The 19,618-nt window shown below is 68.4% G+C and carries 22 protein-coding genes and 1 other RNA gene; 10 read left to right on the forward strand and 13 right to left on the reverse strand.

Annotation, left to right across the window (positions count from 1 at the left end; all coding sequences use genetic code 11):
- Positions 1 to 61 precede the first annotated feature (61 nt).
- Positions 62 to 844, reverse strand: coding sequence for a GNAT family N-acetyltransferase (locus AB0B61_RS28745; protein WP_358438032.1), 783 nt, complete (start codon positions 842 to 844; stop codon positions 62 to 64).
- Between the two features lie 9 nt (positions 845 to 853).
- The gene (locus AB0B61_RS28750) at positions 854 to 2,317 is read right to left on the reverse strand and encodes an NAD(P)/FAD-dependent oxidoreductase (protein WP_358438035.1); all 1,464 of its coding nucleotides are present in this window, start codon (positions 2,315 to 2,317) and stop codon (positions 854 to 856) included.
- A 114-nt stretch (positions 2,318 to 2,431) separates the two neighbouring features.
- Here AB0B61_RS28750 and AB0B61_RS28755 point away from each other — a divergent pair, with 114 nt between their 5' ends.
- The 4 genes from AB0B61_RS28755 (at position 2,432) to rnpB (ending at position 5,661) form a co-directional block, all read left to right on the forward strand.
- Positions 2,432 to 3,232 carry a Nif3-like dinuclear metal center hexameric protein gene (locus AB0B61_RS28755; RefSeq protein ID WP_358438474.1) on the forward strand — a complete coding sequence of 267 codons (801 nt, stop codon included), beginning with the start codon at positions 2,432 to 2,434 and terminating at the stop codon, positions 3,230 to 3,232.
- Positions 3,233 to 3,234: 2 nt separating this feature from the next.
- Entirely contained in the window at positions 3,235 to 3,975 is a 741-nt protein-coding gene (locus AB0B61_RS28760) for a C4-type zinc ribbon domain-containing protein (protein WP_358438037.1), read from the forward strand.
- Positions 3,972 to 5,210, forward strand: a complete 1,239-nt coding sequence (locus AB0B61_RS28765; protein WP_358438040.1) for a bifunctional RNase H/acid phosphatase — start codon at positions 3,972 to 3,974, stop codon at positions 5,208 to 5,210. Before AB0B61_RS28760 ends, AB0B61_RS28765 begins: the two co-directional genes overlap by 4 nt.
- A gap of 55 nt (positions 5,211 to 5,265) precedes the next feature.
- Positions 5,266 to 5,661: RNase P RNA component class A (gene rnpB, locus AB0B61_RS28770), an RNA gene on the forward strand.
- A 122-nt stretch (positions 5,662 to 5,783) separates the two neighbouring features.
- Here rnpB and AB0B61_RS28775 read toward each other — a convergent pair.
- A complete protein-coding gene (locus tag AB0B61_RS28775; RefSeq protein WP_358438043.1) occupies positions 5,784 to 6,452 on the reverse strand; it encodes an SGNH/GDSL hydrolase family protein in 669 nt (222 codons plus the stop codon).
- A 68-nt stretch (positions 6,453 to 6,520) separates the two neighbouring features.
- Complete coding sequence (locus AB0B61_RS28780) at positions 6,521 to 8,005, reverse strand: MFS transporter (protein ID WP_358438045.1); 1,485 nt, start codon at positions 8,003 to 8,005, stop codon at positions 6,521 to 6,523.
- A gap of 174 nt (positions 8,006 to 8,179) precedes the next feature.
- Between AB0B61_RS28780 and AB0B61_RS28785 the strand changes: the two genes are divergently transcribed.
- Positions 8,180 to 8,794, forward strand: coding sequence for a TetR/AcrR family transcriptional regulator (locus tag AB0B61_RS28785; RefSeq protein ID WP_358438048.1), 615 nt, complete (start codon positions 8,180 to 8,182; stop codon positions 8,792 to 8,794).
- A gap of 25 nt (positions 8,795 to 8,819) precedes the next feature.
- Here AB0B61_RS28785 and AB0B61_RS28790 read toward each other — a convergent pair whose 3' ends face one another.
- Positions 8,820 to 9,416, reverse strand: coding sequence for a hypothetical protein (locus AB0B61_RS28790; RefSeq protein ID WP_358438050.1), 597 nt, complete (start codon positions 9,414 to 9,416; stop codon positions 8,820 to 8,822).
- A 235-nt stretch (positions 9,417 to 9,651) separates the two neighbouring features.
- Here AB0B61_RS28790 and AB0B61_RS28795 point away from each other — a divergent pair, with 235 nt between their 5' ends.
- Positions 9,652 to 10,425 carry a TIGR03084 family metal-binding protein gene (locus tag AB0B61_RS28795; protein ID WP_358438053.1) on the forward strand — a complete coding sequence of 258 codons (774 nt, stop codon included), beginning with the start codon at positions 9,652 to 9,654 and terminating at the stop codon, positions 10,423 to 10,425.
- A 21-nt stretch (positions 10,426 to 10,446) separates the two neighbouring features.
- Here AB0B61_RS28795 and AB0B61_RS28800 read toward each other — a convergent pair whose 3' ends face one another.
- The gene (locus AB0B61_RS28800) at positions 10,447 to 10,638 is read right to left on the reverse strand and encodes a VOC family protein (RefSeq protein ID WP_358438055.1); all 192 of its coding nucleotides are present in this window, start codon (positions 10,636 to 10,638) and stop codon (positions 10,447 to 10,449) included.
- Positions 10,635 to 11,498 carry a sigma-70 family RNA polymerase sigma factor gene (locus AB0B61_RS28805; RefSeq protein WP_358438058.1) on the reverse strand — a complete coding sequence of 288 codons (864 nt, stop codon included), beginning with the start codon at positions 11,496 to 11,498 and terminating at the stop codon, positions 10,635 to 10,637. The genes AB0B61_RS28800 and AB0B61_RS28805 overlap by 4 nt, the downstream gene beginning before the upstream one ends.
- Positions 11,499 to 11,623: 125 nt before the next feature.
- Here AB0B61_RS28805 and AB0B61_RS28810 point away from each other — a divergent pair, with 125 nt between their 5' ends.
- Positions 11,624 to 12,037 carry a VOC family protein gene (locus tag AB0B61_RS28810; RefSeq protein ID WP_358438061.1) on the forward strand — a complete coding sequence of 138 codons (414 nt, stop codon included), beginning with the start codon at positions 11,624 to 11,626 and terminating at the stop codon, positions 12,035 to 12,037.
- Positions 12,038 to 12,234: 197 nt separating this feature from the next.
- Here the strand turns inward: AB0B61_RS28810 and AB0B61_RS28815 are convergent, their stop codons facing one another.
- The 3 genes from AB0B61_RS28815 to AB0B61_RS28825 all read right to left on the reverse strand — a co-directional run bounded on the left by AB0B61_RS28815 (position 12,235) and on the right by AB0B61_RS28825 (position 14,098).
- Positions 12,235 to 12,891 carry an alpha/beta hydrolase gene (locus AB0B61_RS28815; protein ID WP_358438064.1) on the reverse strand — a complete coding sequence of 219 codons (657 nt, stop codon included), beginning with the start codon at positions 12,889 to 12,891 and terminating at the stop codon, positions 12,235 to 12,237.
- A 139-nt stretch (positions 12,892 to 13,030) separates the two neighbouring features.
- A complete protein-coding gene (locus AB0B61_RS28820; protein WP_358438067.1) occupies positions 13,031 to 13,234 on the reverse strand; it encodes a DUF397 domain-containing protein in 204 nt (67 codons plus the stop codon).
- A gap of 12 nt (positions 13,235 to 13,246) precedes the next feature.
- Positions 13,247 to 14,098 carry a helix-turn-helix transcriptional regulator gene (locus AB0B61_RS28825; RefSeq protein WP_358438070.1) on the reverse strand — a complete coding sequence of 284 codons (852 nt, stop codon included), beginning with the start codon at positions 14,096 to 14,098 and terminating at the stop codon, positions 13,247 to 13,249.
- Between the two features lie 388 nt (positions 14,099 to 14,486).
- Here AB0B61_RS28825 and AB0B61_RS28830 point away from each other — a divergent pair, with 388 nt between their 5' ends.
- Both AB0B61_RS28830 and AB0B61_RS28835 read left to right on the forward strand, forming a co-directional pair.
- Positions 14,487 to 14,900 carry an ATP-binding protein gene (locus tag AB0B61_RS28830; protein ID WP_358438073.1) on the forward strand — a complete coding sequence of 138 codons (414 nt, stop codon included), beginning with the start codon at positions 14,487 to 14,489 and terminating at the stop codon, positions 14,898 to 14,900.
- Positions 14,897 to 15,121 (forward strand): hypothetical protein, encoded by a 225-nt coding sequence (locus AB0B61_RS28835; protein ID WP_358438076.1) that lies wholly within the window; start codon positions 14,897 to 14,899, stop codon positions 15,119 to 15,121. The genes AB0B61_RS28830 and AB0B61_RS28835 overlap by 4 nt, the downstream gene beginning before the upstream one ends.
- Before the next feature lie 77 nt (positions 15,122 to 15,198).
- Here the strand turns inward: AB0B61_RS28835 and AB0B61_RS28840 are convergent, their stop codons facing one another.
- Both AB0B61_RS28840 and AB0B61_RS28845 read right to left on the reverse strand, forming a co-directional pair.
- The gene (locus AB0B61_RS28840; protein ID WP_358438079.1) at positions 15,199 to 16,008 is read right to left on the reverse strand and encodes an aminoglycoside phosphotransferase family protein; all 810 of its coding nucleotides are present in this window, start codon (positions 16,006 to 16,008) and stop codon (positions 15,199 to 15,201) included.
- Positions 16,009 to 16,022: 14 nt separating this feature from the next.
- Positions 16,023 to 18,239: a protein kinase gene (locus AB0B61_RS28845; RefSeq protein WP_358438476.1), complete on the reverse strand. Its 2,217-nt coding sequence runs from the start codon at positions 18,237 to 18,239 to the stop codon at positions 16,023 to 16,025.
- Between the two features lie 148 nt (positions 18,240 to 18,387).
- Between AB0B61_RS28845 and AB0B61_RS28850 the strand changes: the two genes are divergently transcribed.
- On the forward strand, positions 18,388 to 18,789 hold the full coding sequence (locus AB0B61_RS28850) for an NUDIX domain-containing protein (protein WP_358438082.1): 402 nt from the start codon (positions 18,388 to 18,390) through the stop codon (positions 18,787 to 18,789).
- A gap of 36 nt (positions 18,790 to 18,825) precedes the next feature.
- On the opposite strand, the gene AB0B61_RS28855 is transcribed toward AB0B61_RS28850, so the two are convergent.
- Complete coding sequence (locus tag AB0B61_RS28855) at positions 18,826 to 19,431, reverse strand: dihydrofolate reductase family protein (protein WP_358438085.1); 606 nt, start codon at positions 19,429 to 19,431, stop codon at positions 18,826 to 18,828.
- Between the last annotated feature and the right edge of the window lie 187 nt (positions 19,432 to 19,618).

The raw sequence follows: 19,618 nt of genomic DNA on the forward strand, positions 1-19,618 counted from the left end.
CCTTGTTCGACGTGCGTAGGCGCCACATTACAGAGATCCGAAAGCTGAGTGGAATAGCCAGTCAGCCCATTTCCACCACATATTCCCCGTCGTCGGTGAACCCGGTGACGCGCTCGCCGGACCCCATCAGCCCGCCGAGCACCTCCCGCACCGCCAGCCGCCACGCCCGGGCCGCCTCCGGGTCCTCGCGGCGCAGCGTCTCGATGTCGTACGGCGTCGCTACCAGCACCACCGGCCCGTCGGCCAGGCCGATCACCGGCCGCGTCCCGTCCACTTCCACCCCCCGCGTGTACGGCCCGGCGGACGGCTCCGGCGGCGACTCCGTCAGCCGCCAGACGGCGAGCAGCCGGTCGGACGCGTCGCCCTCGTTGATCGCGTCGGCCATGACGCCGTAGAAGTCCTCCAGGTACCGCTCCGGCCGGGCGCCCAGCTTGGTCAGGTTGAATCGGGCGTTCCTGCGTACGAGCGGGTCGAAGGTCCAGGTGACCTTCTCCAGCCCGCGCTCCAGGCACCAGGCCCGCTGGTGCAGCTTGAGCGCGTAGCCGATGCCGCGCCCGATCACCGCCCCGGTCACGTGCGAGTGCAGCGTCCGGTCCGCCGCGAGGAAGCCCACCGAGGCCCCGACCAGCCGCTCGCCCTCGTACGCGCCGGCCACGTAACCGCCCGTGTGGGCGAAGCCGATCATCAGCTCCACCGGGACGGGCGCGTTGCGCGGGTCGGGGTGCCAGATGTCGTCGTACAGCCGGTAGACCTCCTGGAAGTCGTGGATCTCGCGCAGCTCGCGGATCGTCACACCGGTCTTCTCGGCCGCCTCGCGGGCGGCGGCCGCTTCCGCACTCGTCATTGCGGTTACTTACCCGCCGCTGGTCAGACCAGCCATTCCGGGAGTGGCCGGGCGATAGGCGGTGCGCGGCGACCGGGCCGTCAAGCGGCGGTAGAGCGTCGTGGGGCCGGGCCAGTTGTTGGTGACGCGGCCTTCGGCCGTCTTGTACCAGCTCTGGCAGCCGTTGCCCCACACCATCCGCGCCATCGCCGCGTCGAGCTGCCTGCTCCACGCCGCCATCGCCTCGGGCCGCACTTCGATCGGCCCCCGCTCCGAGAGGTACGGCAGGCAGGACAGGATGTGGTTCACCTGGCATTCGATCATGAAGATGATCGAGTTGTGGCCCAGGTTCGTGTTCGGCCCGTACAGCAGGAACAGGTTCGGGAAGTCCGGCACCGCGATGCCCAGGTACGCCTCCGCCCCGCCCTTCCACCGCTCCCGCAGCGACTGGCCGCCCCGCCCCGAGACCTCCATCGGCGCGAGGAACTCGGTGCTCCTGAACCCGGTGGCGTACACGATCGTGTCCACCTCGTACGGCCGATCGGTGGTCTCGATGCCCTTCGGCGTGATCCGTACGATCCGCTCCGTCGCCACGTCCACGTTCGGCCTGGTCAGGGCGGGATAGAAGGAGCTGTCGATGACGACCCGCTTGCAGCCCGGCGGATAGCCGGGGGTGAGCTTGGCGCGTAGCGCCGGGTCGGGGACCTGGGCGCGGAGGTGGTCGAGCGCCCGCTTCTTGAGCAGCCCGACGCTCCAGCCCTGGGCCAGGGCGGGGTAGAGGGCTCCTTCGGCGTACCGGTAGGTCCACTCGCGGTAGGCGCGCTGGAGGCCGGGGACGAAGTGGAACGCGAGCCTGGTCAGGGGGCCGAAGGTGGCGTCGGGCTTGGGGATCACCCAGTTGGGGGTGCGCTGGAACACCGTCAGGTGCTCGGCCTGGGCGGCGACGTGTGGGATGAGCTGGGCGGCCGACGAGCCGTTGCCGATCACCGAGACCCGCCTGCCGGTGAGATCGTGATCGTGGTTCCAGCGGGCGGAGTGGAAGGACGTGCCCTCGAAGTCAGATATTCCGGGTATGTCGGGGAGCTGGGGGCGGTTGAGCTGGCCGACGCTCATGACGACGACGTCGAAGGTCTCGGTCGCGCCGGCCGTACTGACCTGCCAGTGGGAGCCGTCGAAGGCGGCGGCTTCGACCTCGCTGCCGAACCGAATTTTTCGCCTGACGTCGTATTTATCGGCGCAATGCTCTAGATAGGCCAGGATTTCGGGCTGTTCTGGGTAGCGGCGGCTCCAGCTCGCATATTTCTCGAAAGAGTAGGAGTAAAGGTGCGACGGGATGTCGCAGCCCGCGCCCGGATAGCTGTTGTCGCGCCAGGTGCCGCCCAGGCCGCCGGCCTTCTCGAAGACCGTGTAGGAGCCGATCCCGGCCCGTTCGAGCTGGATCGCCATGCACAACCCGCCGAACCCCGCTCCGATGATCGCGACCCTGGGCGCCATGGCATCCTCCACATGTCAGGATCCACTTACCGTACGCCGAGCGCCGCTCGGACGACACCCCTCGCCGATCACGTACCGGGGCCGGGCGGCCGGTAGTCTGCGCTGGTGGCTGGAGTGACGCTGGCGGATGTGATCAAGGAGCTCGAGGCGGCCTACCCGCCCGCCCGAGCCGAATCCTGGGACGCGGTGGGGCTGGTCTGCGGAGACCCGGCGCAGGAGGTGCGGCGGGTGCTGTTCGCGGTCGACCCGGTCGCGGCCGTCGCCGCCGAGGCCGTCGAGTGGGGCGCCGACCTGATCGTCACCCACCATCCCCTCTACTTGCGCGGCACCACGAGCGTCGCCGCGACCACGCCCAAGGGCCGCTTGCTCCACAACCTGATAAAGAACGACATCGCCCTCTACACCGCCCACACCAACGCCGACGTGGCGAACCCCGGCGTCTCCGACGCCCTGGCCCGCGCCGTCGGCCTGACCGGTGATCTGGTCCCGTTGCGGCCGTTCCCCGACGATCCCTGGCGCGGGCTGGGCCGCATCGGCGATCTGCAGTCGGAGATGACGCTGGCGGAGTTCGCCGAGCGGGCGGTCGCGGGGCTGCCGGAGACCGCGCAGGGCATCCGCGTCGCGGGCGAGCTGTCCCGCCGCGTCACGCGCGTGGCCGTCAGCGGGGGCGCGGGTGACTCGCTCCTCAATACGGTCCGCGCCGCGGGAGTGGACGTGTTCCTCACCGCGGACCTGAGACACCACCCGACCAGCGAATTCGTCGAGGAGGGCGGCCCCGCGCTGATCGACGCCGGGCACTGGGCCACCGAGTGGCCATGGCTCGACAGCGCCGCGTCCATCCTGGGTTCGAGTGGCGTTACCGTTGAGACGCGTGTCTCCGCCACGGTCACCGATGCTTGGACAAGAGGATATTGATCATGAAAGCAGCCCCCGAGGCCCAGAAACGACTGCTCGACCTGGCTGACGTTGACTCCGTGGTCGACCGGTTGGCGCACCGCCGCCGTACGATGCCGGAGCTGGCGGAGATCGACGAGCAGTCGAAGCGCTACGCCAAGCTCGCCACCGACGTGATCGGCGCCGAGACCGAGGCCGGCGACCTGGCCCGCGAGCAGTCCAAGGCCGAGAACGACGTCGACGCCGTCCGCAGCCGCGCCGACCGCGACCAGAAGCGGCTCGACTCCGGCGCCGTCAGCTCGCCCAAGGACCTGGCGAGCCTCCAGTCCGAGATCGCCTCCCTGCACAAGCGCCAGGGCGACCTCGAAGAGGTCGTGCTGGAGATCATGGAACGCCGCGAGGCCGCCGACAGCAAGGTCCTCGACCTGATCGCGCAGCGCGACGAGATCGCCGCCACGCGGGCCGCCGCCGAGGACCGCCGCGACGCCCTGCTCGTCGACCTCGACAAGGAGGCGGGCGAGGCCCAGACCAGCCGCGCCGCCGTCGCCGGCGAGATCCCCGCCGACCTGCTCGCGCTCTACACCAAGCTCAAGGACCAGTACGGCGTGGGCGCCGCCATGCTCAGGGGCGGCCGGTGCCAGGGCTGCAAGGTGGCCCTGTCGATCGCCGAGATGAACCGCATCAAGGCCGCGCCGCACGACGAGGTGCTGCGTTGCGAGGAGTGCCGCCGCATCCTCGTACGTACTCCAGAGTCAGGCATATGAGCTCCTACATCATCGAGGCGGACGGCGGCTCGCGCGGCAACCCCGGGCCCGCCGGCTACGGCGCCGTGGTCATGGACGCCACCGACCGCCAGGTGCTGGCGGAGGCGGCCGAGGCGATCGGCGTCACGACCAACAACGTGGCCGAATACCGGGGGCTGATCGCCGGGCTGACGTCGGTGCTCGCGGTGGGGGGCGAGGGCGCCCAGGTCGCGGTACGCATGGACTCCAAACTGGTCATCGAGCAGATGGCCGGCCGATGGAAGATCAAGAACGAGGGCCTGCGCCCACTCGCCCTGGAGGCCGGCAAGCTGGCCAGACGGCTGCGGGTGACGGAGTGGACCTGGATCCCGCGCGACCAGAACCGGCACGCGGACCGCCTGGCCAACGAGGCGATGGACGCCGCGGCCAAGGGCCTGACCTGGAAGGCGGGCGGCGCGGCCCTGACGGACTCACCGCCCGCCTCTACTCCGGCCGACTCCGGAACCTCGGCCCGATCCCGCTCCTCATCCGCCTCCACCCAGCAGACGGATCTCCTGGACGTGGCGGCGTCGGCCCCTACCGCCTCCCTGGCCACCACCCAGCAGCGCAACCGCGGCACCGGCTGGGCCCCACCGACCCGAGTGGCGACGTCCCTGCTCCTGCTGCGCCACGGCGAGACCCCACTGTCCGTCGACCGCCGCTTCTCCGGCCTGGGCGACGCCGAACTGACCACCAAGGGCCTGGCCCAGGCATCGGCCGCCGCCGAGCGACTGTCCCGCGAGCCGTACCACGTGGACGTGATCGTCAGTTCCCCCCTCAAGCGCGCCCGGCAGACCGCGGAGGCGGTCGCCCAGCGCACGGGCGTCGCCGTAGAAGTGGACGACGACCTCAGGGAGGCCGATTTCGGCGTCTGGGAGGGCCACACGTTCACGGAGGTCCAGCGCGGCTGGCCCGCCGAACTGGCCGCCTGGCTCGCCGACCCGACCACCGCGCCCCCGGACGGCGAGAGCTTCGAGGCCGTGGCGGAGCGCGTCAAGCGAGCGGAGGAGCGCCTGGTCGAGCGGTACGAGGGCCGGACGGTGCTCATCGTGTCGCACGTGACGCCCATCAAGACGCTGCTGCGGTTCGCGCTGATGGCGCCTCCGGCGGCGCTGTACCGCATGCACCTGGACCTGGCATGCCTGTCGCTGATCGAGCACTACGCCGACGGCCAGTCCGTGGTGAAGTCCTTCAACGACACCTCTCACCTACGCTGACATCCCCGGTCGACCGACTGAAGATCTACAGAGGTTTGATAAACTTCCAGCTAGACGAGTCGGCCGGGCGGCCGCGTCGGGCCCTTCACGGGCCCGCCGAGGAAGGTCCGGGCTCCACAGGGCAGGGTGGTCGGTAACGCCGACCCGGGGCGATCCGCGGGACAGTGCCACAGAAAGCAAACCGCCTCCAGATCTTTCTGGAGGTAAGGGTGAAACGGTGGTGTAAGAGACCACCAGCGCCCACGGCGACGTGGGCGGCTAGGTAAACCCCACCCGGAGCAAGGTCAAGAAGGGACGCTCTCCGGAGCGTCCCGCGCGCGACGTTCGAGGGCTGCCCGCCCGAGCCGCGCGGGTAGACCGCTTGAGGCCGCCGGCAACGACGGCCCTAGATGGATGGTCGCCCCTTCGTTCCGACGAAGGACAGAACCCGGCCTATAGGCCGACTCGTCTTACACCCTTTAAGATCCGTCTCCGCCATCGTCGAGCAGGACGGGCAGGCGATCAAGGGGCTGAAATCCAGCAGTCGTATGCCGAACTCGATGGGCTCCTTACGATCGCTGGTGCCGAGGGCGATCACGAGACCAGGCGCAGCCAGGCCGCCGCGAGGGCGGCGTGACCGGCCGGTGTCGGGTGCACGCCGTCCTCGGCCCAGTATTCCGGCCCGGTCGTCGCGGCGAGTTCGGCGAACATGCTGTCGGCGGGAATCAGCTGGGCGCCGTACTTGTCGGCGAGTTCCCGCACAGCTTGGATCTTCGGGTCCAGATCGGCGCGCCATTCCTTTCGCTTTTCCACTCCGATGAGTGCGCGCGCGACACCGGCCTCGACGACGCCGTGGATCGGCAGGAGGAACGGCTCGATGAGGATCAGCTCCGTGCCCGCCTTGGCGAGGGGCGCGAGCAGGCGGTCATAACCCGCTGCGAACTCCTCCACAGGGATCACGTACCCCTCCGGGTCCAGCGTGTGCCAGCCCATGTCGTTGACCCCGATGAGGATCGACACCACGTCCGGGTGCGCGTCGAGCACGTCCGCCTGCCAGCGGGCTTCGAGGTCCATCACCTTGTTGCCGCCGATCCCGGCGTTCAGCCAGGTCACGGGGCGATCCGGATGCCGGAGGCCCCACTCGCCCGCGATGCGCAGCGGGTAGCCGAACCCGAGGCCGTCTTCGCTCTCCAGCCGCCCGCAGTCGGTGATCGAATCGCCAGTGAACACCACGGTGCTCCCGGGTCGGAGGGTGATCGTCATGCGTGCTCCTTCAGCTCTCCGAAGTGCCTTGTGGCCAGGTCGTGGCCGGTGATGATGGTGCGGGGGTGTCAAGCGTCCTGGGGGACGGTGCCGGCAGTGGGAGTGGCCGCCTGGTCGCCGGCAGCGTGCCGGGCGCGGGCGATCCCCCAGCCGACGAGGGCCGCCGCGACGATGGTGAGGGTGAGGCCCGCGATGGTGACGGCCTGGTGGAACTCGCCGGTCTGCCGCGGGCTCCAGCGAGAGGTGGCGATGTCGCCGGTGAACAGGGTGGCGAGGATGGTGCCGGTGACGGCTATGCCGGTGCCGGAGGTGACCTCGGTGGCGGTGTCGACGAGCGCGGTGCCGATGGTGGTCCGGTTCTCGGGCAGGCCGCGGACCACGTTGAACCCGGCGACGACGCCGACCACGCGCATTCCGGCCGCCACGAGGACGAGCGCGATCGCGACCCACAGGTAGCCGAGCCGGCCGAGCAGGCCGTAGACGGCCAGGCCGGACACGACCGCCACGGAGCTGATCCATGCGGCCCGGTCCAGGCCGACGCGCTCCACGAACGGGTTCACGAACGCGCTGCCGGCGATGAGGACGACGACCTGCGGCAGCATCCCGATGGCGGCCAGTGCGGGCGTCCAGCCCCAGTCGAGCTGCAGTTGCAGCGTCACCAGGTAACCGAGTCCGGCGGTGGCCAGGCCGGTGGCGGCCTTGTAGGCCAGGCCGCTGGAGACCAGGGGGAGGGCGAGGAGCTTCAGGTCGAGCAGCGGATGGCGAGCCAGGCGCTCGCGCAGGACGAAGCAGATCGCCGTCCCGACGGCCGCGGCGGTGACCGCCCAGGGAGCCCAGGATCCGGCGCCCTCGTTCACGAACAGCGTCGGCGCGAGGAGCGCGAGCACGATCGTCGCCGTACCCAGCAGCATCCCGGGAACGTCTAGGGGGTCGCGGTGGAGGCCGGCCGGGTCGTCGGCGGCGATGCCGGACCATACGCCGAGGAACGCGAGTACGGCGATCGGCGCGTTCACCAGCAGCAGGACCTGCCAGGGCGCGATCGCCAGCACCAGGCCGCCCGCCGTCGGGCCGACCGCGAGACCGACCAGACCGACGGTCGAGATGAGGGTCAGCGCGCGCACGCGCGGGCCGTCCTCGTCGAACAGCCGGAACGCCAGCGCCATCGATCCAGGGGTCGTCATCGCCGCGGCGACCCCCATCGTCGCCCGTACGGCGATCAGCTGCTCGGCGCTGGTGACCACGGCGGTCGCCAGGCTCGCCCCGCCGAGCAGGACCAGCCCGATCAGCATGATCCGCCGCCGGCCGAACCGATCGGCGATCGCGCCGAACGCCAGCATCAGCCCGCCGAACACCACCGCATAGGCGCCCGTCACCCACTGCAACGCGGTCGTCGAGGCGTGCAGTTCGCGTCCGATCACGGGCAGCGCGACGTTCAGGATCGAGTTGTCCAGCATCTCGAAGAGGAACACCGCCGACAGCCCCGCCAACGCGACCCACGCCTCCCGCAGCGACCGGGGAGCAAGACCGGGCCGGCCCGCCGCCACCTCACTCATGGAGACCTACGCCCGTGGGGCGATCCGGGCGCTTGTGTGGGCGGCCGGTCTCCTCCCCGGTCGGGGTGGCGCGATCGGCTGGGGCCTGCTCCGGCGACAATGACGGTTGTCTGTTCGATGGACACGCCACTAGGTTATCTGACTAAGTTAAGTGACACAAGGAAGTGGAGCCGGATGCCCAGGACCGGAGCGCGAGGCGGGCCGCAGACGCGGGCGAAGATCTCAGAGGTCGCGACCCGGCTGTTCCTCGAACGCGGATTCGACACGGTCACGGTCACCGAGGTCGCGCGGGAGGCCGGGGTCTCAGCCGTGACGGTCTTCAAGCACTTCCCGCGCAAGGAGGACCTCCTCCTGGACCGCCAGGTCGACGCCGTCGGGCTCCTGCGCTCAGCGGTACGCGACCGCGCCCCGGACGCCGCGGTGCTCCAGTCCCTGCGCGATGCGGCGTTCCGTCTCCTGGAGGAGCGGCACGCCCTGTCCGGCCTCAAGGACGGGTCCGTCCCCTTCTTCCGTACCGTCGCGGCCTCGCCCGCGCTGGTCGCCCGCGCCAGAGAGATCGCCGCCGACCTCCAGCAGACCCTCGCCGACGAGCTCGAACACGACCCGGCCTTCGACGGCGACGCCCCGCTGCTCGCCGCCTTCTTCATCGCCGGCTACACCGCCGTGCTGGTGGAGACCGCCCGGCGGCTGATCGCCGGAGAACCGGCCGACACCACCGCCGACGACCACCGGGCCCGTCTGGAACGCCTGTTCGACGCCCTCAGCAGCGGGGTCGTACCCCGGCCGTGAGGATGACGGCCGGCTGGTCGAGTGGTCACGTGATGCGGGTCGCCTTGTCCGCCGTCTTGCGGAACTGCGTGCCGTCCCACCTGTAGGTCTGGCTGACGATCAGGTCTGGACAGCATCGGGGGGCCTGGTCGCTGAGCGCCTTGCCCTGCAGGTGTACACGCCCGCCCCGGATGGCGACCTTCAGGGACTTGAAGTAGCGGTTCTTGCCGAGTTTCCCGAGCAAGTGCGGAGCCGAGGGCTTGGAGGCTCCGTCGTAGACAAAAGCGATCAAGGGATTGCTCGACGTCGAGGTCGGGCACGACGACACGACGACGGTCTCGCGCCTGCCGTCACGAGTGAGGTCGCCGACGGCTGCTACGCGGGCACGCACGACGTACCAAGCGGGGCGCGGCTTCGGTTTGGGGCAGTTCAGCGCCGGCTCCACTACGGACGCCCAGTCGACCCGGTCCAGCCGGCCGGTGGCATTCGCCGCGCTGGTGGCGGTGGCCTGTGCCGCCGCACTGTCCACGGTGGCCGCGTTGGCGGTACCTCCGCCGAGGGCGACCGCCAGGGAGGCGGCACTGATCCAGGCTGCGTATCGGCGGGCTCTTGGGTGGCTCGTGCGCTCGGTAAGTGAGGTCATAGTCAGTCGGACGCGGGAAACCTCGGAGATGTTGTGGGCTATTTGTTCCGGTCATGAGATCAATGCCGATCCCATCGTGATGCTCGACCTCATCGGCCCTGCTTGGGGCGGGGTTGCGCGGACTGGGCCGGGCTCGGTGGCCGAGATCAACCTCAGATAACCTGATCACGCCAGATCAACTTCACCCGTCCAAACGGGACAAGCCCCTTGCCGTCAATGCGTGAAGGTGACACCGATGTTGGACTACGGCCTTGACCTGTCCGCTGTAGAGCGCGATCTTGCGCTGCCCGACTTGGTGGCTGAAGGAGATGAGCTCGACGCCCTGGTATCGGCGCAGGCCGACTGGTCCAAGCCCACGCCGGCAGCGGGGTGGACGATCGCTCACCAGATCGCTCATTTGGCTTCAGCCGATGCGAACGTTCTCATCGCCATTCGCACGCCGGACGCGTTCGACGTTGTGCTGAAGCAGGCCGAGGCCGCAGGCAGCCAGCATGCTGATCTTGACGCCGCCGCGGGAGCGGCCCAACCGCGATCAGAACTGCTGGAACAATGGCGCGCCGGTCGAGCCGAGGTGGCGGCGGCGCTGCGTGACATTCCGCTGGACCAGGGGTTCCCGTGGTACGGCTCGCAGCTGACCGCAGCCCTCATGGTGCCGCTTCGCCTGATGGAAACGTGGGCTCATGGGCAGGACATTTTCGACACACTGGGTGTCTCGCACCGTCCGACGGGTCGGCTCCGGCACGTGGCCTCATTGGGGGTGGTAGGACGAGAGCTGTCGTTCTATGCCGCCCAGTTGCCTGCGCTGGAAGAGCCGTTCCGTGTCGAGCTGACCGGTCCCGACGGCGAAACCTGGGTATGGGGCCCGGAAGATGCCAGTCAACGCGTTCAGGGCAGTGCCCTCGACTTCTGCCTTCGAGTCACCCACCGCAGGTCCCGAGCCGAGACCGACCTCACGGCGGTCGGAGAGGACGCGCAGAAGTGGCTTGACATCGCTCGCGTTTTCCTCTGAAGAGACAAGAAGCGATGCTCCTCAGCGGCCGGGGTTCAAGGCGGTCTGCGCGTCCGGCTGAGACGGCGGGCCGACGCTCACCCACCGCATCCCCTCGGATCCGTCGTCGTCGCGTACCTCGAAGCCGAGTACGTCACGGTAGAAGCCGAGCGCCTCGTCGAGGTCGTGGACGGCGAGCGTGCAAGAGGAGATCCTGAGATCCGTACGGGTCAACGCCGCTCCTTGTCGCCGGCGGTAAGAATGACGATGTCGAGGTCGCGGAGCCGGTCGGAGTCGGTGTCGATATCGATGCGGGTGATCTTCTCGTCGTCGATGGTGAACGTGAAGACGGCCTTCGGCCGACCGAGGTGCGACCAGACGGCCGCCGGTACACCGTCGACCAGAGCGAGCCGGGCCGCCTGAGCCCGTCCGGAGAAGAAGGCCGCCACCGCGTGGTCGCCGCGAACCTCGCCGACCACGGCGTCCGGGTCGAGCAGTTCGAGCAGGGCGGCGAAATCCCCGCTCCGGGAGGCGGCGAGGAAGGCCTCGACGATCTCCCGCTTCGCCGATCGCGCGGCGTCGGAGGCCCCGGCCGCTCCTTGTACCCGGCGCCGGGCCCGGCTGGCGAGCTGCCGGGCCGCCACCGGGGAGCGGTCGATGATGGCGCCGATCTCGCCGAACGACACGGCGAAGACGTCGTGCAAGACGAACGCGAGCCGCTCGGCGGGAGTCAGCGTGTCCAGCACCACGATCAGCGCGACCCCGACCGAATCGGCCAGCAGCGCCTCGTCCTCGGGGCCGGCCTGGCGGGTGGGGTGGATGCTCGCGTCCGGCTCGGGCGGCAGCGCCCCGGCCGGGTCCTCACGCCGGCTGCGGCGCGCGTCGAGCATGTTCAGGCAGACCCGGGCGACGACCGTGGTCAGCCACCCGGCCGGATTCTCCACCTGCCCGGTGTCGGCGCGGCTGACCCGCAGCCACGCCTCCTGTACCGCGTCCTCGGCCTCGCTGGGTGAGCCGAGCATCCGGTAGGCCACCGCTCGCAAGCGGTCCTGGTGCTCGGCGAACCGCTCGCTCACCCATTCATGCTCAGTCATCCGTCACGTTCCTCCGTCCGGGCCTGTCATACCAATTGACCGGCGAACCCGCGCCGATGTGACATCCGGGCCCGCCTCGGATGTTCGGGGAACACGTACACCCGAAGCACATAAGGAGACAAGGTATGAAAGCGCACGTTAGCTCGATCCTCCTCGGCGTCCGGGACATGGACCGGGCCAAGCAGTTCTATACCGAGGGGCTTGGCTGGAAGATCAAGGACGACTACGGCATCTCGGTGTTCTTCGAATCGGACGGCGCCTCGCCCGTCGGCTTCTACGGCCGCGAAGGCCTGGCCGGCCAGGTGGGCACGAGTTCGGAAGGCAACGGCTTCAGCGGGCTGGTCCTCACCTATGTCGTCCGTAGCGAGGCGCGAGTGGACGAGATCATCGCGGAGGCCGAGAAGGCCGGCGCCACAATCCTCAAGCCCGCCGGCGCCCTGCCGTGGGGCGGGTACGGCGGCTCCTTCGCCGACCCGGACGGCTACATCTGGAGTCTCGCCTACAGCGCCCAGGGAAAGGACCAGCCCTACGCGGAGTAACCGCCGTGCCTCTGGCGAGTAGGGGTGACGCGGCCATCACCGGCCAGACTCCTCTGAAGTTTCGCGACGCCCGCCCAGCCGCTGAGTCCAGGCATCTCTCAAGATCGTTAACGGAGAATGGAGGCGCTCTCTTCGTCCTCGGCCTTCGCGTATGGCGGGATCTTTGAGCGGTCCGGTATCGGACGGTCCTGGTCCCATCACGGCTGAACCTGGACCAGGTAATCGGCCAGCTCGCCCGGCCGGGACAGCATCGCCATGTGGCTGCCGGGCATCTCGTCCGGGATGATGCCGAGCCGCTCCTTCACGTGGCGGCGTACGAAGTCGGGAGGGAAGAGGCGGTCGTCGCGGCAGAGCAGGTACTTCGTCGGAACGTCGGGCCAGGCGGCCAGCGGCCAGGGCTCGCGAACGGCCCGCTCCATGCTCATCTTCTCGGCGAGCGCGCCGTCGTGGGCCAGCACCCGCTGGGCCAGCTCGTGCGGGACGTCATGCAGGTACAGCTCGTAGCGGTCGTCGATGTCGGATGAGGGCCGGCCGCTGCGCGCCCACCAGTCGTCCGGCGTCTCGCCCGGACTCGGGATCATGGCGGTCACCAGCACAAGCGCCGCTACCTCGGTGCGCGTGCAGACGAGCGGGCCCACGAAGCCACCCCAGGAGTGGGCCACCACGACCGGGCGCCGGTGCTCGCCGACCGCCCGGACCACGGCGTCCGCGTAGTCCCCGAGCCCTGCCCGCGGATCGGACACGGGAAGGTCCACGGCGACCGTCTCGTGCCCGCGACCGTGCAGCTCGGCTTCGAGCAGGTGCCAGTCGAAGGCGCTCCCGCCGCCACCATGGATGAGAACGAAGGTGGTCATGGCTGTTGAGACCAGCGGCGGCAGGAAAAATCATCGGTGGGTACGGGTACCGTGCGGCGCGGCCATGACCGCTTGTCTCCTACTCCACAGAGCAGACGCGTCTCACTCACTCTGAGACCAGGAGTGATCATCTCGGCCGTCAGCCGAACTCGCCGTCCTTGGCGCCTCCGATGAAGGCGTCCCACTCGTCCGGGGTGAACGTCAAGATGGGGCCGCCGGGGTTCTTGGAGTCGCGTACGGCCCGGCCTCCGTTGGAAAGCGTCGCGACCTCGACACAGTTCTGCCCCTCTGCCGAGCTGCGGGAGGATTTGCGCCATATAAGACCGGAGTGGGTGGGATTCATTACTTCCGCCCCTTACTTAAGGTGTTTTGCCAGATCTTCAATGTACGTCGCCGACGCGTCCGCGCTCAGTGCGGATGCGCGCAGGTAGCCGTAGCTTTTCCGATAGTGGGCTACGTCCTCCGGCTTCTCCAGAAAGAGGTCACCGGCCGCGCCGACCTCGACATAGATGATGCTCGGATCCTCAGATGCTTGGTAGTCGAGGATGGTGAACCCGCCGGTCATCGAGGTGTGCGCGCCAGCTGCGTCTTGGAGCACCTGGATGCCGATGTTCCGGTGTTCGGCCATCCGGCTCAGGTGGTGGAGTTGGTCGCGCATCACGTCGATGCCACCGACCTGCTTGCGTAGTGCGGCCTCGTCGATGATGGCCCAGAGAGTCGGCGGGTCTTCGCGATACAACATCCGTTGACGGGCCAGGCGCGCCTCGGTGAGGCGTTCGATGTCGTCCCTCTCCATCACTCGTCCGCCTTTGAAAACTGCCTTGGCGTAGTCGGCGGTTTGGAGCAGGCCGGGGATCAGTATCGCCTCGAAGGTCTGGATTTCTGACGCCTCCCATTCCAAGCCAACGAGTGCTCCGCCCAGGATGTCCTTGAACTCCTCCTCCCACCATCCGCGTCGACGGCTCTCTCGTGCCAGGGCGATGATGGCCTTCCGTCTGGCCTCATCCGTCACGCCATAGACGTCGAGCAGGTCCATGACGTCGTTAACAGTCGGTCGCCGCCACTCATCCCGTTCGATCCTGGTCACCTTGCTGGGCTGCCATCCGAGTCGTCGGGCGGCCTCTTTGGAATCGAGCCCTGCGGTCTCGCGGAACTGGCGTAGAGCGTTGGACAGGCGCCTTCGCCTGACCGTGGGGCTATATGCCACGTGCAGGGTCTCCTTTGCATATCGCGGCAATCAGTACATAGCGCATCTATGGGCATTGCTGAATTTAGGTATTGCTAGTTGAGCGCATTCAAAGGCATCATGAGGCTAGCTGCTCCAGTCACAGAGAGTGGGCGCGATGAGACGGAAAGTTGCCACGATGGTCACGTCGGGGCGTTTCTAGACCGGCTTGCCCGGCGCGTGGGCGGCTATGGCGAGCATCAGGTCTTCGCGTACTGCACATGCCGCCGATCGATGCGCACGTACCTGCTCGACGCGTATTCGGTGAGCGGCGACAACCCCGGCGTCCTCGGGCGTGGTGACGCAACCACCCGCCCGAGGACTGGATCAGGAATACGGAGCCCCCTGACCTATGAAAAATCCTAGCCTCGTGCCCCCGGCCTCCGTGTGGGGCGACGAGAACTCATGCGAGGTGCGCTGGCACCTGCCCGCCGACCCCGTGGCGGTAGGCAAGGCGCGGCAACTCGTACGTGAAGCACTCGCCGGATGGAGCCTGTCCGCTCTGGCCGAAGACGTGGCCATGGTCGTTTCGGAGGTGGCGACCAACGTGGTCGTACACGCGAAATCGTCGATGACGCTCTCGCTGCGCCGGTGCGGGAGGAGCGTTCGGGGCGAGGTGGCCGACCGCAGCCCTGGGTGGCCGACTCCGCTCCCGGCGGGTCCCGATGAGGAGCACGGCCGCGGGCTGGCGATCGTCGCGGCCTACGCGGACCGATGGGGTGTCGATCCCGCCTCGGAGGGCAAGATCGTCTGGTTCGTCTGCGGAGAGCGGGGATCTTCGTGAGTGGCCCGCTGTCCCTGAAGATGTCCGGTGACGTGCGTGTCTGCGCGCAATGCGGCACCCGGATCGTCACGCTGGCCTGCGCCATGCGCATGATCTGGGCCGATGCCACGGACGACACGATCCCGGCCGACGCCGTAGAACAGATCACCGCGCCGGTCGCCGGCGTCTGGGTCGACGTGTTGTGCAGTCCGCTCTGCCCGCCGGGCAGTCACCAGCCGTAATGTGACCGGGCGGTCGATCCGGCTGGACCCGTGCAAAGAAAGTTGTTGCGGGCCGACCTGAACGCGGAATTGGCCCTTTACAGCAACGCCAGCACCCGTTCCGCCTGGGCCGTCTTGGTTTCTCCCCGGCTCCGCACCAGCCAATACAGTGCGAGAACGCGGCGGCACTCCGTGAGCCTGGCGGCTTCGTCAGCCGTCAACCCGAACCTCTCCAGCACCGCAGTCATGCCGGCGGCGTCGTTGCGCCACACCGAAATGTGCTCGACGACCTCGGCGAGTTCGAAGGCGCGATCGCTGCGGCCGGAGAACTCGAAGTCCACAACGCCGACTTTGGTGCCGTCCCACAGATAGTTGGCCAGGTTCCCGTCACCGGTGCCGAACACCGGAGTGCCCGGCTGCGCCAACACCCCCTCCAACATGGGCTGCTCCACCCAGCTCCCAGCCTCGCGAAACGCGTCCCTGACCGCGGGTTCCGCATCGGCAGGCACGGCCGCCGCCCACCATGACCGAACTTGATCGAGCAGTTCGACTGGATGCCCGGCCCGAGCGGGAACCCGCTCCAACACATGCTGGGGGATCGCCTGCTGGACTCCCGTGACGGCCTCGGCCAGCGCGTCCGCCAGTTGCCCCTCGATCGGTCCCTTCACAATGGCGCCGCCAAGTCGAGACATCACCACGGTTGGCGGGTCGGCCTCCAGATCGGCGTTCACCGGCGTCGGCGCAAGTCCGGGGGAGTACTCGTTGAGCAGTTCCAATGCTCGCCATTCCCGCTCAGGCTGGCCATAGTCCAACCGTCGGTATTGCTTGATCACGACATCGGACCGCACTTCGATCGTGTGCTTGCTCGCCTGGGCGTCCATGCACGCTCCGATCTTGTTGAAGATCATCACCCTACCTTCGGTCACGGGCCGGGCGACGGGTACGGCGGGCCCAGGCTCCACACCCGCACCTTGCCGTCGTTGCCGGCGGAGACCGCTACCGGGCGGCCGTCCAATTGCCCGATTGCCACCGACTCGATCAAGCCCCGATGGCCCTTGAAGGGTTTGCCGATCGGTTCGCCGGTGGCCAGGTCCCAGACCCGTACGGTCTGATCGTTGTAGCCGCCGGAGATCACCACCGGGCGGCCGTCGCTCAATTGCCCCGTTGCCAGCCCCAGGGCCCAGCTCTGATGGCCTTTGAAGGGTTTGCCGATCGGCTCTCCAGTGGCCACGTCCCAGACCCGTACCGTGTGATCGCCTTTGCCGCCGCCGGAGATCGCCACCGGGCGGCCGTTGAGTTGCCCCACCGTCACCGACTCGACGGGTCCATGGTGAGCGTTGGGCCGTTCGGCCAGGGGAGCGCCGGTGGCCAGGTCCGATATCAGTACCGTGCCGTGGTAGCCGCCGGAGACGATGACCGGGCGGCCGTCCAGCTGCGCCACCGCCACCGACAGGACCCACGTCTGGTGGTCTCTGACGGGTTCGCCGATCGGTTCGCCGGATTGCATGTCCCAGATCCGCACCGTGCCGTCGATGCTGCCGGAGACCACCACCGGGCGACCGCTCAGCCGGCCGACCGCCACCGACTCAACCGAAGCCTGGTGACCCTTGAAGGGATGGCCGATCGGTTCGCCGGATCGCATGTCCCAGACCCGCACCGTGCCGTCGCGACTGCCGGAGACCACTACCGGGCGACCGTTCAACTCTCCTGTCGCCACCGACCAGACCGATCCTCGATGGCCTTTGAAGGGTTCGCCGACCGGGGTGCCGGTGGCCAGGTCCGATACCTGAACTGTGCCGTCGTAGCCGCCGGAGACGATGACCGGGCGGCCGTCCAACTGCGCCACCGCCACCGACAGGACCCACGTCTGGCGGCCTTCGAGTGGCTCGCGGATCAAGGTGCCGAAGGGGGCAGGGCTCGGTGAGGTCGTTGCGGCTGTTGGGCGGGCGGTGCCAGAGAAGGCGTCCGTCACGACGGGCCGCAGCCACCAGGCGGCGGGGATCATGATGACGGCAGCGACCGTCGCGAGCACCGTCACCAGGCGGCGTAAGGGCGCGCGAGCGGGAAGCGGCGTCTGCGGAGAAGCAGGCGTGGGCGCTGCCACGGAGCGGCCGGGATCATCGGTCACGGGCGTGACCTTCTCTGGTACGGCCATGCGTTTCAGGGGACGCGAGGGCTCCGCTGCCGGAGCATGGTCATGCGGCGGCTCGAGACGCCGGCCGCGCGGGTCCTCAAGGGGAGTCTCATGGGTGAGAGCGGTGAACAGGTCAGTGATGCCGGGCCGTGAGGCGGGATCTTTGGCCAGGGTGGCGGCCAGCAGGGGGCGGAGGTGGTCGGGGACGCCTGTCAGGTCGGGTTCGCGGGTCATGATCGCGTTGAGCACCACGGCCGCGGCCGCGCCGGGGAAGGCCCGGTGGCCGGTGGCGGCGTACACGATGGTGGCGGCCCAGGCGAACAGGTCCGACGCCACGCCAGCCGGGTCTCCATTGAGCTGTTCGGGCGACAGGTAAGCCGGGGTTCCTGTCAGGCCGGATTGCGTGGAGGAGCCTTCGAGCATGCGGGCGATGCCGAAATCGATGACCACAGGCCCTTCCTGTCCCATGATCACATTGCTCGGCTTGAAGTCCCGGTGAACGATGCCGGCCCGGTGGATCGCGTCCAGCGCGATCAAGGTGGTGATCGCCAACCGGTCCAGCCCGCCGCCGGTGCGCGGTCCGTCCTGGGCGACGAGTTCCTCTAGGGACGGCCCCTGAACGTACTCACTGACCAAATAGGGGCGGCCGCCGGCAATTCCCGCGTCGATGACGCGCGCCGTACAGAACGCCGCTACGTGCCGGGTTATCTCGGTCTCGCGGAGAAAACGTTTCTGAGCTGGTGCGTCGGAGGTCATACGGGCATGCAGCGTCTTGACGGCCACCGACCGCCCAGAGGGGGCTTGACCGAGATAAACCACCCCCTGGCCGCCGGCGCCCAGGACACCGGTCAGCCGATAATCCCCGATCCGCTGGGGATCGCCCTCGGCCAGCGGGCGCGGACCGGACATGACGTTTCCTTCTCCTGGCCTCACCGGCGAACAGCTCAGCTGCTCTTGGATTCCTAGGTAACGGTATATGTCTCCTGATAAGGGTGAAAGACGCATTTTGTGTAGAGGTTGAATGCGCCTTTCGGGGTTTATCGGGCGTCGGTTATGGGGCTCGCTCTGGTACGCCGGAGCCGCCTCCAGCCGTGGCAGACTCGGCGAACGACCGGATGAACCGGTCGTTCTCAATCAGCGAGGGGGACGCACGATGGCCACCATCATCGACAAGATCGCCTGGATCCACCTGCAAGAGGGCAAAATCCTCAGCACTCGCTCACGCGGCAAGAACGTCTACTACCTCCCTGGCGGCAAGCGCGAACCCGGCGAAACCGATCTCGACACCCTCATTCGCGAGATCGATGAGGAACTGTCCGTCGCCATCATTCCCGCCACAGCCGCCCACGTGGGCACGTACCAGGCTCAAGCACACGGCCACGCCGACGGCGATACCGTACAGATGACCTGCTATACCGCCGATCACCACGGAACGCCCACTCCCAGCAGCGAGATCGAAGAAGTCGTCTGGCTGACCTACGCCGCCCGTGATCGTGTATCCCCTGTGGACCAGATCATCTTCGATCACCTGCACGAGGCCGGCCAGCTTCACTGACGGCCTGTGTCCACCGGGCAGGAGCGGATTGCCGGCTCAGCGTAGGTCGTAACTGATATGGGTGACTCTGTCGCTTGCCACGATGCGCGGGTTCTCCATCATGGTGGCGGGGACCTTGTGTTGTCCGAAGAATCGGATCCCCTCCCCCAACAGGACCGGAGCGACGTACATGTCGACCTGATCCACCAGCCCGGCGGAGATCGCCTGGCCGGCGAGATCGCCTGCGGCGAGGGAGATGGTGCGGCCGCCGGCTGCCTGTCCGGCGCGAGCCACGGCCTCTTCCAGACCGCCGGTGACGAAATGGAACGGGGCCTCGGGGTAGCGGCTCGGCCAGTCGCCGGGGGAACGGTGGGTGAGGACGAAGACATGATCACCCACGGCGGGCCGGCCGCCCCAGCCGTCGGTGAGGTCGAACAGACGGCGTCCGATGATGGCGGCGCCGACGGCCGGCCAGGTCTCGCGGAGCAGATCGGCGCTGGCGGGAGCCGGCCGGTGTCCGCCCTTCGGCCGGTACTGGTGGGGTGCGACGGTCAACTCCTGCGGGCCGTTGAAGTACCAATCGAACAGCGGCCCTACGCCGTCGTTCCGATCGGCGATGAAACCGTCCGCGGAGACGGTCGCGCCGACGATCACTCTGCTCATCTACTTCTCCTGTCTGGTTGTACCTGTTCAGCCATGGACGGTCACTCCCGGCCGGCTGCGCGAGCGGCTACGCTGCCCTCGCCGGCCTGTTCGGGGATCTGGGTCCGGTAGCCGGCGAGGGGAGGCTGGATGCTGCCTGGTGAGCGGCCGATCGGGTCGGTGTGGCCCCAGCTTGCGCCCGCGGCGG

The sequence above is a fragment of the Nonomuraea sp. NPDC049158 genome, from assembly GCF_040648335.1.
GTDB lineage: Bacteria > Actinomycetota > Actinomycetes > Streptosporangiales > Streptosporangiaceae > Nonomuraea.